This window comes from Corallococcus sp. CA054B, from assembly GCF_003611625.1.
Taxonomy (GTDB): domain Bacteria; phylum Myxococcota; class Myxococcia; order Myxococcales; family Myxococcaceae; genus Corallococcus; species Corallococcus coralloides.
Genome location: NZ_RAVY01000021.1, coordinates 57,926 through 71,280, shown reverse-complemented (window position 1 = coordinate 71,280; position 13,355 = coordinate 57,926). Strand labels below are relative to the sequence as shown.

Here is a 13,355-nt window from a genome sequence, read left to right as displayed (position 1 = left end):
CTATGGCGGCGGCGGTGGCGTCAGCGGCAGCGCGGGTGGCAGCGCGGGCGGCAATGGGGGCACCGGCGACGGCAGCAGCCTTGGTGCCAATACCTGGTCGACCGCCACGACCCTGCCGTCCGCGGCCGGTGCCGCCTCCTCCGGAGCAGGCAACGCCGGTCTGGTCATCCTGACCTACAACGCGGTCTCCTGCCTGCTGTGAGCTGAGTTCGTTCTTCCAGACCGGTGACGGGAGGGCCTGAGGAGAGGGCCCTCCCTTCAAAGGCAGTCCATGCGCGGATGCTCAGCGGCGTTGGGCGGAGCCCGGCGCGCTCCCGCGGAAGTCGAACGCAGAGGCGGAAGGCGGGGACGGCACGGCACCGGTGTGGGCGGCCGTGGAGCCGCCCTGCGCCGCGCCGGTGGACTGGGTCCAGGTGGTCAGGCCCCAGATGAGGATTGGGATGCCCACCGCGGCAGGGAGGAAGGTGCCGACACAGTAGGCGCCGCCGACCTCGCCGCACGTGCTGGCGCCCGCCGCGACGTTCAGCCCGCCATAGGCAGTCAGCAGTGCGCCAAACACAGCCATGCCATTTCCAGGGTGGTCGATATCCGAGACGTTCGACCTGGGAATGGCGATCTCACTTCCCTTCGAGGACGTCTTCACGAAGAGGGAGTCCTGATCGCTGCGGACAATCCTGGCGGTGTAGGTTCCTCCATCCACGCGGGAGATGGTCGCGGTGGTCGAACAGCCGGAGAGCAGCAGCAAGAACGCCACGGTGGGTTTCTTGGACATCTGTGTGGTCCCCCTTCAACGAAGTGTTTCCAGGGCAACTGTCCTGGCCCTGCTACGGCATGAGCAGGGACGCTGTGACGTCGTTCAGCTCCCCATTCGATAGGAATAAGACGGCGAGCTTGGAAATCCTTCAGAGGATCTCCAGGAGCGGCCACGGCCCCAATGTCTGGCTCACCCGTTGCTCATGCCCTCCCCTCGTGGTCCCAAAGGGAGAGTCAGCGTGAGACGGATGACAGTCGCAGGGATGTTGTGGGGAATGGGGATGGCGCTCGCGACCCTGAGTGGGTGCGGCGCGCCACTGCCAGCGGAAGAAGATTCACGTGAGCCCGGGGCGGAGACTGTCAGCACGGAGCGCGCTGCGCTCACGACGCGCACGGTCGTCCTGACGCCCACGGAGGACGCGCATGTGGAGGCCGCGTCCCCGAACGCGAGCTTCGGCGCTTCCTCCACCTTGAAGGTCTCGCGAACCCCCGAGGCGCTGACGTACCTGCGGTTCTCCGGGGCCGAGCTCCCCGTTCCCGGGACGGTGACGTCCGCGAGGCTGCGCCTGTTCGCGATGAACAACGCGGCCCAGGGCGTCGTCGTGCACGACTCGCCGGGCGTGCACATCTGGGACGAAAGCGTGACGTGGAACACCCGGCCGGACTGGAGCGACGCCTGGCTCACCTCGAGCGAGGGGCCCGTGAGGAGCGGGACCTGGGTGGAGCTCGACGTGTCGGGCATGTACATCCCCAGCCGCTACTACAGCGTCGACTTCCGCCTCTCCGCGAAGGGCACGGACAGCCTCACGTTCGGGTCGAGCGAGTCCTTCGAGTTCAAGCCGCAGCTCGTCCTCACCGTGGAGTCCGCCGAGAACAACCCGCCGCCGCCGCCCGCGCCGCTCACGCTCTCCGGCGCGCCGGTCTCCTTCACCGCGAGCGGCGACACGTTCGTCGACGCGGAGAGTCCGGGCACGGCCCAGGGCGGCGCCACGACGTTCAAGGTGGACAGCGCCCCCATGCAGGAGGCCTACCTGCGCTTCCCGGTGCAGGGGCTGACGGAGGCCGTGCAGCGCGCGGTGCTGCGCCTGTACGTGAGCTCGGGGTCGGATGACGGCCCGGCCGTGTACGCACTGACGGGGCTGCCGTGGAGCGAGGCCAGCGTCACGTGGAGCTCGCGGCCGGCCCGCACGGGCAGCCCGGTGGAGGATGCGCAGGGGCTCGCGACGGGGAGCTGGGTGGACTACGACGTGACGGACCTGGTGCGTGGCAACGGGGACGTGACGTTCGGGCTGTACCCGACCTCCAGCGACGGCGTGACGTTCTACTCGCGGGAGAGCGCGGATGCGTCGCTGCGTCCCCGGCTGCTCGTCTGGACGGGCGCGGCGAAGACAGCCCCGACGGACGCGTGCCTGACCCGCACGGAGTACGTCGAGGTCCCCGTCAGCGCGCTGCACGACACCTACGCCGCGGCGGATGCGCCGGACTCGAAGTTCCAGCACCACGCCTCGCTGCGGGTGGACGCGGATCCCCGCGCGGAGGCCTTCCTCCGCTTTGATGTCCAGCTGCGACCGGAGCGCATCCAACGGGTGGCGCTGCGCCTGTATGCCATTGACGGCACGGGCAACGGGCCCCGGCTCTACCGGGCGTCGACGTTCGACGGGGCGACGACGGACTGGAACCACCGCCCGGCGCCAGTGGGCGAGCCGCTGGTGGACCTGGGGGCCGTCGCGCGGGATGCGTGGGTGGAGCTGGACGTGACGAACACCGTGACGGCCTCCGGGACGTACGCGTTCGCGCTGCTGCCGGACAGCACCAACAGCGTGGGCTTCGTCTCCACGGACGCGGAAGCGCGCCACATCATCGGGGGCGCGCCCCGGCTGGTCATCACGTATGAGAGCAGCCCGTTCTGCTCGTACCGGGGCACGAAGCCGTCGGGGACCACGGCCTGGGTGCGTCAGGACGGAGGCGCGCTGGCGGAGGCCCCTCGTCACGTGGCGCCCGCGCCGGATGGCGGGTTCGCGGTCGTCACCCGGCTCTACGGCACGGGGACCCCGCCCGTCCCGTCGGGCCATACCGTCACCCTGCACCGGGCAGATGGCGCCGTCGCTTGGACGCGCTCCTTTACGCAGGCGGGGGTGCGGTTGGAGAAGGTGGTGGTGACCACGGTGGGCAACGTGCTGGTCGCCGGCACCTACGACGGGGCGCCGGACCTGGGCAAGGGGCCGCTGCCCCAGGGCTCCGGCATTGTGGTGATGAAGCTCAAACCTGACGGCACGGTGGACTGGACGCGCGGCTTCCGGGCCTGGTTCGGTGACCCGAGCGACCCGGAGAATTACCAAGACAACCCGATGGAGGTGCTCGACCTGGCCACGGATGCGCATGGCAGCGCGGTGCTCGTCGGCACGTTCTGGGGCTACACGGACTTCGGCAACGGGCCGCTGTATTCGGGCAAGCCGTTCCCGTACGACGACACGTATCCGAACTCCTACGTGCTGAAGCTCCAGTGGGACGGCGCGCACCTCTGGTCGCGCGCGCTGGCCGGGACGTCCCTGGTGGGCACGCGGGCGAACAGCGTCGCCGTGGACGCCAGCGAGGGCGTCATCGTGGGCGGCCATGCGGGCAGCAACACCGACTTCGGTGGCGGCACCGTCGCGGAGCGCGGAGGCTTCGTCGCCCGGTATGACGTCGGGGGCGACTTCGGCTGGGCGCGGGTGATGAGCGCGCGCTACGGCGAGGTGACCTCCGTGGGCGTGCTGCCCGACCAGCGCATCGCCTTCACCGGGAACTTCAACGGGTACCTGTCGTTCGCCGGCCAGAGCTACGTCAGCCGCGAGCCGGAGGAATACGAGGGGACCCGGGATGCGCTCGTGGGCGTGCTCTCCGCGGCGGGTGGGGACGTGGGCTTACGGCAGTTCGCGCACTCCGGGTTCACGGACATGGTGGTGGACGGGGCCGGGAACATCGTGACGACCCAGACCGGCGCGGGGAACCTCGTCGGGCTGGGCGACGTCGGTTGGCGCCAGGGCGAACGGCCCCGGCCCACGCTGGCGGCCTTCGGTCCAGGGCTGGAGTCCCGGTGGGTCCGCGTGCTGGGGCTCACGTCCGTGCATGAGCTCCACCTCGCGACCTCCCCGGACGGCGTCGTGGTGGCGGGCAACCTGAAGGAGGCGCTCGAGATGGACGGCACCTGGTACACGCCGCAGTCCCGGCGCTCCGACGTGCTGCTGTTCAAGCTGCGCAAGTAGGCCGCCGTGCCTCGGGGCTCCCGCATCCAAGCGGGGGCTCCGGGGACGTGCCGTGCCCTGCTCAATCCACGTGGGGAGAGCGCTTGAGCGCGACGATTGTTCTGCATGGAGGCGGTGGGAATCGAACCCACGGCCGGTGTTGCGACAACCCCAGCAGAATCGCGCCCTTACCTCGCAAACGCCCGGAAACATTCGGATTCGACTTCCCTCCGCGTCCCGCCCTGTCCCGGCTCGTCCCAGCACATTCCGCAGGCTCCTGCGACATACGTGCAACATGGCGCCAGCCCCTGAGCAGTGAGGGCCGGCACCTGGGCGCCGTCCTAGTTCGTGCTGATTTCGTCCTGGGATACCTCAAAGCCTTGGGGACGCCGAATGCCCAGCTCGGTCAGCGCCTCGCCGGCCAGCTTCATGAGCATGAGCAGCTCGGCTTCCGCATCCTCCTGCCCGAAGACCTCACCGTCCCCCAGCCAGTGACGCAGGTCCGCCGCCAACTCGCGCGCCGACTGGCAGCGGTCAGCGGGCTTCGGTTGAAGAAGCCGGCCCAACGTCACCCGCAACCCCTGCGGGAGGTTCTCCGTCAACGCGTCCAGGTCCGCCTGCGAGTAGGTCGCCGCGCGCCAGATCACGTCTTCAACCATGGGGTGACTGTTAGCGAGGCGGGCCCGTCGGATGGCACGCCGGACGCGCACGCGCTGCCTGACCGATAGCGAGCCCTTCACCTCTTCGGTCAGGTCGTCCGGAGCGTCGAGAAGGTTCCTCCCCGTCGCGATTTCGAGCATGACGACGCCGAGCGCGAAGAGGTCCGAACGCGCATCAACACGGCCGGTCAGGAGCATTTCTGGAGAGGAGTAGAACGCATCACCCAACGGGCGACGCACCGTGGATGAAACGCGACCGGGCAGGTCCGACAGAGCGAGTCCGAAGTCGGCAACCTGCACGCCGCCCTTCCAGTCAACGAAGATGGTCCCCACGTCGACGGCCCGGTGAACGATGTTGAGGGGCTTCCCCTCGCCGTCCTTGGCCTCGTGGGCGTGCGCAAGGGCCGCAGCCACCTTCGCACCCACGTACAGCGCGAACAGGGGCGAGAACCGGCGCCCGCACTCCGCAGCGAGCGTCAGCATGTCGCTCACGCTGTGCCCTGACGGATGATCGGTGATGACGTACCAGCACCCTTCCGCCTTGTGCATCCCGTGGACGCGAAGGATCCCCGGATGGTTGAGGAAGGTCGCAAGACGCACCTGCTCTTCGAGCCTTACCCTTGCCCGCTTGATGCGCGCCCCCTCCTGGCCCGTCTGGGGGCCAACCGCCTTGAGCAGCACCTTCCCCCGGGGGTGGTTCCCCTCCAGCGTCCGGCGCCGCGCGACGAAGAGGCTGAGCCCGTGGTGCGCTTCGCCCAGGTCTTCGCGGAACTCGTACCGAAAGCCGCCTGTCGTGAAGAGAATCGCCCCTCGGGGAACCTTGAACTCGATTGCCGGCATGCTCGTGCCTCCACTTGCTCGTGCGGGCACCGAAGCCAACGCGTTGCGCGGAGCAGATTACCCATGGGATGGGCTCCGGGGAAACTACCCTGGTAGGTCCTATGGAGTCCTGCGGGAGGGCGGCCGAAATCGAGCACCTACCTGGTACGTCACCCGCGAGGCGCTCAGGGCCAGCGATGCACGACCCTTCCGCTGTTGCGGTTGAAACCCTTCACCTTGCCGTCCTTGAACTCCTTGGCCGTCCCCTCAACCACGAAGCAAACGGGTTGCTCGTCCTGCCCCGGCAGCCTCACGCGGTCATACCGGACGACGAGTGCCGGTCCATCCGCGCGCCCCATCTTGTCGGACAGGTAATAAGCCTTGCCGTAGAAGCGTGTTCCGGGCGGGGCGACCTGCCGCTGATAATCGTCGTTCATTCCCTTCGGGACGATCCCCACCACCTCCGCGCCAGCCGTGAACCACGCGTAATCGAACTCCGCGTGGCGGTCGTCGAGCACAAGGGTGAACCTGTCTCCGTCCGTCCAGCGGAGATTCTCCCGCATGGCCTGTTCCGCTCCAGCCGGGCAGGTGAAGGACTCGGGCCGGATCTGGGCCCCCGGACAACCCGCCGCCAGCGCCGCGACGAGCGATAGCGACGCGCACTCAGCGGCAGCAACGAACTTCTTCGGCATGCGGGGCGTGCGTCCTTGGGTCAGGACTTCGGGGGCGGGGTTCTTCAAATCGGATCCTTCCTTCGGAACAGCGGCGATTGCCGGCCCAGGGGCTGCCACGGGCGACGGGCCAAGAGGTGACATAGCAGGAGGGGCCGTCATGGGCGGAGTGGAATGGGGGGCGCTGGGAGGGCGCGGGCTCGAAGAGACGCGCTGCTCGGGAGGTGGGGCGGAAATCTCGGCTGACGGGCCCCAGAGAGCCGCAGCCACGACGAGCGCGACGACACCTGCAATGCCCGCGAGCCACCTCGCCGGACGGTGCGGGCGCTTCATCAGGGCGACGTGCAGCTTGAGGGGGGCGGGGCTGATAGGGAGCGGCGCTCCGAGTGGCCCCCGTGCGTCGGACTCGGACGGATGCTGTTCCGATGGCGGATGCGCCGGCACGTCGTAGTCGGCGATTGGGTCGGCCCGGAGATCCGCGAACTCGCGACGGAGTGCTTCCGTGTCGACCGGGCGCCGTGAGGGGGCCCGATCCAGGAGGCCTTCGACGAGATCGCTCAGCACCTCGGGAACACGAGCGTTCGCGAGTCGGGGCGGCGGCGGCTCGAATTGTTGGCTGTTCAGGGCGAAGCGCGGGCGGAACTCTGTCGGTCGCGGATCGGTCAGCAACTCATGCAGCATGACGCCAACGGCGAAAATCTCGTCGGCGACCTGGAAGGCATAGCGGGCCCGGTGCTCGTCCTTATGCTCGCGCAGGAATTGGAACTGTTCTGGTGCGCGGTAGCGGTCCGTGCCGGGAGGCAGGCCCCCATTCGTCATGTCTTCTGCAAGGGCGTAGGTCGCGCAGCTAAAATCGATAATGACAGGCTCGCCGTCACTCTTGCGGATCAGGACATTGAGCAGCTTCAAATCCCGATGCAGCACGCTCCGACTGTGCATGTAAGACAGCGCACCGGCAATCTTTTCAAAGACGCTCAGGATCTCACGAATCGTGGGGTGTTTTCGCTCTGCCCACTCCGCGAGCGTCCAGCCGTCCACGTAGTCAAGCGCAAGGTACACGTTGCCGGTCGCCGTGTAGCCATGCCCCTGCGGGCGGACGATGTTCGGGTGATCCAGCATGAGAAGAGCCGTCAACTCGCGCAATGTCCGGGCATGAGTCTGCTTGAAGTCGCCGCTCACTTCCCGGTGACGCGCCACCTTGATCGCACCACGCTTGCCGTTCTTCTCTCCGAGGAAGACGCGGGCAAAGCCACCGTTGCCGAGTTCCCTGGAAACCAGCCATCCGTCAATGAGGGTGTCGGGCGGCGTCCCCGTCGGCGTCAACGTCATGGAGTGCCCCCCGCCCCGGGCTTCGGGAAGCGCACTTCAGGAATCAAGAGGTGCCGCCCGTCGTCCCCACGCACCTCCAACGCGAGAACAAAGCTTGCGTCCGAATCCTGAACTTCCGCGACCGCGAGTACGCGCCCATCTCCCCCCGGCGGGATCGGGCCCTTTTTCGCTGTCTCGAGACGCGCCCGCAGAGGCATGCCGACACGGCCCGTAAATGTTGCCTCTCGTGGTGTCCAGGCTTGTTTGTCGGGGCTGTTCCAGATTCTCACGTCCACCAGAATCCAACCCTTGCCCCGAAAGGATGCGGCCGACGCTGACCCGAGACCCTGCGCGGGATCCCCATGTTCTTTGGCGGTAGAGGTTGTGACGCCTTTCTCGTCCACGAAGCCAAGCAACACGAAATCTTCGGGCTTCGGCGCCGGAGCGTGAGCGTCCGTCGGACAGGTCTCGCTCGGCGGCGCGGGACGCTGCACGTCGATCCGCGAGTCCACTTCTGCCGGGTCGGTGACGAGCACGAAGGCGGCCCGTGCTGGCGCTCGGCCGTCGGCGAAGAAGACCCCGATCTCCTGACGCTCACCGTCGCCGAGATTGGCCACGGGCTGAACGACGATCGACCGTTCGCCGGCATCCAGGACGCGAATCCGGGACTCGTCGAAGGTCAGGGTCTTCCGTTGGATCGGCGAGGAGAACAGGAACAGCGTCGGCGTGTCCCCCGCAACGTGGACGACGGGCAGCGGTTCGGTGGGCGTGCTGGCGACGGTGACTGGGCGCTTACGGTCAACGCGCGCCCCCGATGCCGGCTCAGCCCCCGCAGCAGCTCCCGAGACGAGCGCGAGCGCAAGGGCCAATCTGAACGGTTGGAGCAATGGTGCATGACCTCCCGAGGAGGAAGGCTACCATCGCGGACACGCGCGCAGTGGGACGTTTTACCCCAGGATCACGGACAACGGTCCCTAACTATCCAGCTCGCCCCAGAGGAGTTCCCCTCCTGCAAGCAGAACGCTCCGACGCGACTGTGAGCGGCGTCAGGGCATGTTCAGCAACGATGGGGGACGGTTTAGACCTCGTCGAAACGAGCACCCGAGGCGCCAACCCGCTCCAGCGCTTCCTTGATTTCTTCGTCGACGACGATTGGCAGGGGCCATCCCCATAAACGAAATACACGCTCAGATTCAACCTTCGCCTTGTCTATGCGAAGACCGGAGGCGACATGATATTGACCAACCTTTTCAGGCTCATCATCTTCCGGTGCCCAACGTCGAGCTTCTTCGCATGCCGCGTCGTCAATGGCTCGAACCGTGCGCGTAACGTTCAGGAGGAAAAAGGGCTCGGCCTGCCCCTCGATTTTCACGGGAAAGAGCTGCACGTCGTTGGGTGCCAAATCACGAAATACTCTCGCAACCAACGCATTCACGATTGGAGCCTGACCTGCGCCGGCAAAGTCGATATCGAGCGCCTTGCCGGGCCTGGAAAGCGGTATGGATAACGGCCCTGGGTCGGCAATTCTCCTTCCGTCAAGAAATTGCCAGATGTCGTCAATCTGTCGACCCGAAAGGTCTGTTGGTTCTGAGAGATACCAACGCCCCTTCACGTACACGTCGATCTTCAAGTCAAAGTAGCGTCTCACCATGCCTTAGTTCCCAGCAGCCTTCGTAATTAGCATTCGCAGCTTACTTCCCTCCGTTATCAGGTCCCGCGCAATCCGACCTAACTCCCTGGTCAAGCTGCCCCGGCACTGCGCAACATCTCGGCATCCTTTCATTGCCAACGTGAGGCGCCGAAAGATCTCCTCATGATACCCACGGGGATGTGGTCCCTGGTGCCCACTGATACGAACTTGGTTGGCACGATCACTCATCTTCATATCGGCTTGCTTGAAAAAATTCTCAAATAGAGGTGTCCACGGCCCTCCTGAAGCGGACGAAACCTCGTTCTTGTCCGTGCAAATGTGGTGTACCTCCCCATCTGGGTCCCCCTGAATGACGCCCCCAGCTCCCCCGGCAGGTCGAGTCCCCACACCAGCACCGGGGCCCATGGCGACCGCGGCAACAGCAGTCGGAGCAAGCGCAATGTTGAGGACCCCAGCAGACGAAATTGAAATCGACTGGACCCCTCCCGACAGCGCGCCAGCAAGCACGAAGCCCCCTTCTGCCTCTGCCCTGACTGCCGCCTGAGCGAAGCCCGGCATTCTCGGCCCCTGAGCCGCCATCGCGTTTTTACCGCCGAGCGCCGACAGGGCGACGATCACGAGCACGCGAGCGCCGTTGTCTCCAAGGATCTTTCCGAAGCGATGCCCCGCGCGCTCCAGCTCCGAAACGTTCGCCGCGTCCCTCGATTCGTCCATAAGGCGCAGGAACCCCCGCCCGAGATTCCACACCGGACCTGTACCGAGATAGGCAATCAGCGATGCAGTCAGCGCAACTGCGATGACCTTCGTAATCGGCTCAGGCGCGACGAGCATCACAAGCGCCGTCCCGATCATCGTCGTCACCATGGCCCGTAAAGCAGCCCCGTTCACCATGTCTCGGATGGCATCCTCGACGCCTTCCCAGACCGTATCGAGCGCGAAGTAGAGCGCCATCATACGGCGTTCCATCGGCCCGAACGTAAGCCCACCCGCTAACATGCCCATGCAGCCGTTGGGGTCGTCCTGCCGCTGGCAGATTCGCTCGTAGGCCGACGGGACGGCTCGCCCCTGAGCACCGTCAACGACTCCGCCACTCGACGCGAGCAGGGAGCGACGGTCATCTCGTTCAACTTCCTTGAACGCGACATCTAATTTCATGTCGAGCACAAGCTGCGTGACAGCTTGCTTGAAGGCATCGCGCCCTATCTCGACAGGGTCGGACTCAAGGGGCGTGTAGCTGATTGTCTTGCCGTATCCCGTGTTGAGGTTGACGACCCGAGTCGTAGCGCATCCGGCCGTCAGCAGCACCAGCACGGCTATTGCGAAAGCTCGCATGTGGCCCCCAGGTTCAGCCGCCAGCATCAGCAGCGATCCGCCACATACCAATCGGATCTGACAACCTCAAAAGCTCGCTAGAATTCGTGGCTATCGGTAGACATTTCCACCCCAGACGAACGCCCCATTGACAAGCGACATGCCTTGTCGGCAGCAGGTACGCGCCGAGCAGCTCGTTTCCCAGCCACCCGGACGGCCCTTCATTCAGTCCGGGGCCAGGGGGCGGCCCGCGCCGACCGCGATCGCCCGACAGTTACCCTCGCGCCCGCCCTTACGTGCATGCCAGGCCGGAGGGAGTGCTCGAAGGCGACGGTTAGGCCCGGGGTTCCCCACTCGTCGGCGACCTTCGCGGTGTCACGCCGTCGGGTTGGTAGGTGATCGAGCTGAACGCCTTCGGCTGGCGCAGCCTGAAGTCGCCCTTCACGATCGCGCGCACGGTCGTCTCGTCGTGGTCGGCGCGGGTGTCGTGCTCGGAGAGGATCAGATCCTCGTCGATCCCGTAGAGGAATTGACGCCAGTCGCACGAGAACGTGATCCGCGACACGGGTACGCGCGTGGTCATCACGAACGGGAAGCCACGAATCGTCCCCTTGTCGAGCATCTCCCCACGGAAGAGGAAGAGGCCCGACTCCTGGAGCTGCATCAGCGCGGTTGCCCGCGTCGGGTGGATGACCCACGCCGCAGTCCCCATGCGGACGTGAGCGGTCAGCGGCAGCTCTACCGCCTTGTCGATGCCGGCGAGGTAGGCGGCGGCGGTCGTGCCTGTCGAAGCGAACGAGTGCGCGGGGTCGAGCTGCACGAAGAGCCCCTTCGGCGCGGCACCCGTGCCGTCACCGTTGAAACCGGCGTCGTCGAGACCATCGGCCACGGTGGCGCGGATGTCCTCTCCGACGCCTGCGTCGCCGACCCCCGGCGTGCGCAGCAGGTCGTTGCTGATGTCCGTCAGCACCATGCCCTTGTGCGCCTTGAGCACGATCTTCCCGTACTTCGGCGCGCTCCTCGGGACGGTTTCCCCTTCGCCAACCCACTTGAAGACCGAAGTCCCCGTGTGCGTGCCCATGTGCAGCTCGCCGCGAAACGCCTGGGTTCGCACGCCGAGCTTGAGCAGGGCCGCGTCGGGCCGCAGGAACTCGATCACTTCGCCGCTCTGCTGGATGGGCACGAGCACGCCCGCCGAGTCGAACTTGCTGAGCTGAACCGCCTTCTGCACGTCGGCATTGCCGAAGCACTTCGCGGCGTCGATCAGCTCGGTCGCACTCGTGCGGCGACCCAAGGCGATGACGCTTTTCGTGAACGCGCCGAAGTTTGCGGCGCTCGCGTAGACACTGCTCTCGCGCGTCGCCCGGTCTGTACCCACGCGGCCGGGGGCGCTTCGAGCCGCCGCGCCTACCGCTCTCGTCGGCAACAGCACCGTGCTGACGACGTCCGACTTCGAGAACGCCGGCGTCGCGGCGGCGTTCAGCTACGCGGCGAACGCCACCGGCAACGTCACGTGTCTGAATCTCTACGTGGATGCGCAGACGACGGCCACCACGCTCCAGCTCGGCCTGTATGCGAATGGGAGCGGGACGCCCGGCACGCAGCTGCGCACCTGCACTGTCACGCCCGTCACCCCCGGGGCATGGAACGTCTGCACCATCACGTCACAGGCGGTGACGTCGGGCACGACGTACTGGCTGGCGGTCCTCGCGCCCACCGGCGACATCTACTGGCGTCACACCGGCGGCACTGGCTCCTACAAGGTCCAGCCAGGGCTGACGGCGCTGCCCGCCACCTGGTCCGGCACCGGCGGCTACCCGGGGAGCAACATGTCCGCCTACGCCGGCAACTGAGCCAGCCCCCGCCACCCGACGGCCCTTCACTCGGAACAGGGTGGAGGGCTCCGCCTCTACCCACGCGGACAGCGCGGCGCCTTGGAACTCGGGCGCCGCCGGCCTGGCGGGGACATCCTCTGGCAGCGGGCTGACTCCTACAGCGTATAGGCGGGAATGTGAGCCCGATGCGGCAGTCGTGCTCACGGGCGCTGGGCGATGCAGCCTTCGCCCAGCGCCTCTGGACTGCCTTCGTGCACCGGGCGTCATCCATGCCCACCTACGCTGGGTGGATCCATCCATCCATGACAGAGTGGGAGCCATCCGAATCCTCCTCTCGATCGCGTTCTGGACCTTCCTCGCGCTGTCCAGCGCGATGCTGTTCCTTGGAGCGCTCCTGCTGTGGGCGCTCACCCGCCCGTTTGACGCGAATGGGCGCGTGCTTCACCTGTACTCGTGCTTCTGGGCACAGCTGTATTTCTACGTGAACCCGATGTGGCACCTGCGGGTGGAGGGCCGCGAACGCCTGCCCTGGAAGGGCGCGGCGGTGCTGGTGGCCAACCACGAGTCACTGGGGGACATCCTGGTCCTCTTTGGCCTCTACCGGCCTTTCAAGTGGGTCTCCAAGGCGGAGAACTTCAAGCTGCCGCTCATCGGCTGGAACATGCAGCTCAACCGGTATGTGCCGCTCATCCGCGGAGACCGGGCGAGCATCATCCAGATGATGGCCGGGTGTGAGCGTTGGCTGTCGCGTGGCGTCCCCATCCTGATGTTTCCCGAAGGCACCCGCTCCAAGGATGGGGAGGTGAAGGCCTTCAAGGACGGTGCCTTCACGCTGTCCATCCAGCAGCGCTGCCCCATCATCCCCGTGGTCCTCACTGGCACCGCGCGGACCCTGCCCAAGCACGGGCTGGTCATCCAGCAGGCGGTCCACGCCCGGGTGCGCGTGCTGGAGCCCATCGACCCGGAGGGCTTCGCCGGGGACGTGCACGCCCTGCGCGACCACGTGCGCGATGTCATTGTCCGTGAGAAGGCGCGCATGGAAGCCGAGCGCTGAACGTCACGCAGCCGGGCCGAATTCTGTGAAAAGTGTGCCGGGCGGGTGACAGTTCCGGGGGACAGCGGTA

At 66.5% G+C, this 13,355-nt stretch carries 10 protein-coding genes and 1 pseudogene; 4 read left to right on the top strand and 7 right to left on the bottom strand.

Annotated features, from left to right (window positions below; all coding sequences use genetic code 11):
* Positions 1-202, top strand: a pseudogene (locus D7V80_RS41710) (hypothetical protein); the annotation flags it as partial.
* 81 nt (positions 203-283) lie between these two features.
* On the opposite strand, the gene D7V80_RS08185 reads toward D7V80_RS41710, so the two are convergent.
* Positions 284-772, bottom strand: a complete 489-nt coding sequence (locus tag D7V80_RS08185; protein ID WP_120587620.1) for a hypothetical protein — start codon at positions 770-772, stop codon at positions 284-286.
* Between the two features lie 262 nt (positions 773-1,034).
* Here D7V80_RS08185 and D7V80_RS08180 point away from each other — a divergent pair, with 262 nt between their 5' ends.
* Positions 1,035-3,998: a DNRLRE domain-containing protein gene (locus D7V80_RS08180; protein ID WP_233585210.1), complete on the top strand. Its 2,964-nt coding sequence runs from the start codon at positions 1,035-1,037 to the stop codon at positions 3,996-3,998.
* A 320-nt stretch (positions 3,999-4,318) separates the two neighbouring features.
* Here D7V80_RS08180 and D7V80_RS08175 read toward each other — a convergent pair whose 3' ends face one another.
* The 6 genes from D7V80_RS08175 to D7V80_RS08145 all read right to left on the bottom strand — a co-directional run bounded on the left by D7V80_RS08175 (position 4,319) and on the right by D7V80_RS08145 (position 11,774).
* On the bottom strand, positions 4,319-5,476 hold the full coding sequence (locus tag D7V80_RS08175; protein WP_120587618.1) for a protein kinase: 1,158 nt from the start codon (positions 5,474-5,476) through the stop codon (positions 4,319-4,321).
* Positions 5,477-5,640: 164 nt separating this feature from the next.
* Complete coding sequence (locus D7V80_RS08170) at positions 5,641-7,455, bottom strand: serine/threonine-protein kinase (protein ID WP_120587617.1); 1,815 nt, start codon at positions 7,453-7,455, stop codon at positions 5,641-5,643.
* Positions 7,452-8,321: a DUF2381 family protein gene (locus tag D7V80_RS08165; RefSeq protein ID WP_120587616.1), complete on the bottom strand. Its 870-nt coding sequence runs from the start codon at positions 8,319-8,321 to the stop codon at positions 7,452-7,454. The genes D7V80_RS08170 and D7V80_RS08165 overlap by 4 nt, the downstream gene beginning before the upstream one ends.
* 191 nt (positions 8,322-8,512) lie before the next feature.
* Positions 8,513-9,064, bottom strand: a complete 552-nt coding sequence (locus tag D7V80_RS08160) for an imm11 family protein (RefSeq protein WP_370452471.1) — start codon at positions 9,062-9,064, stop codon at positions 8,513-8,515.
* 24 nt (positions 9,065-9,088) lie between these two features.
* Positions 9,089-10,417, bottom strand: coding sequence for an AHH domain-containing protein (locus tag D7V80_RS08155; RefSeq protein WP_120587614.1), 1,329 nt, complete (start codon positions 10,415-10,417; stop codon positions 9,089-9,091).
* A gap of 313 nt (positions 10,418-10,730) precedes the next feature.
* The gene (locus tag D7V80_RS08145; protein WP_199738433.1) at positions 10,731-11,774 is read right to left on the bottom strand and encodes a phage major capsid protein; all 1,044 of its coding nucleotides are present in this window, start codon (positions 11,772-11,774) and stop codon (positions 10,731-10,733) included.
* A gap of 55 nt (positions 11,775-11,829) precedes the next feature.
* Here D7V80_RS08145 and D7V80_RS08140 point away from each other — a divergent pair, with 55 nt between their 5' ends.
* Together D7V80_RS08140 and D7V80_RS08135 are read left to right on the top strand one after the other, a co-directional pair.
* Positions 11,830-12,249 (top strand): choice-of-anchor R domain-containing protein, encoded by a 420-nt coding sequence (locus D7V80_RS08140; RefSeq protein ID WP_120587612.1) that lies wholly within the window; start codon positions 11,830-11,832, stop codon positions 12,247-12,249.
* A 355-nt stretch (positions 12,250-12,604) separates the two neighbouring features.
* Positions 12,605-13,285: a 1-acyl-sn-glycerol-3-phosphate acyltransferase gene (locus tag D7V80_RS08135; protein WP_120587622.1), complete on the top strand. Its 681-nt coding sequence runs from the start codon at positions 12,605-12,607 to the stop codon at positions 13,283-13,285.
* The last annotated feature ends 70 nt before the right edge of the window (positions 13,286-13,355 follow it).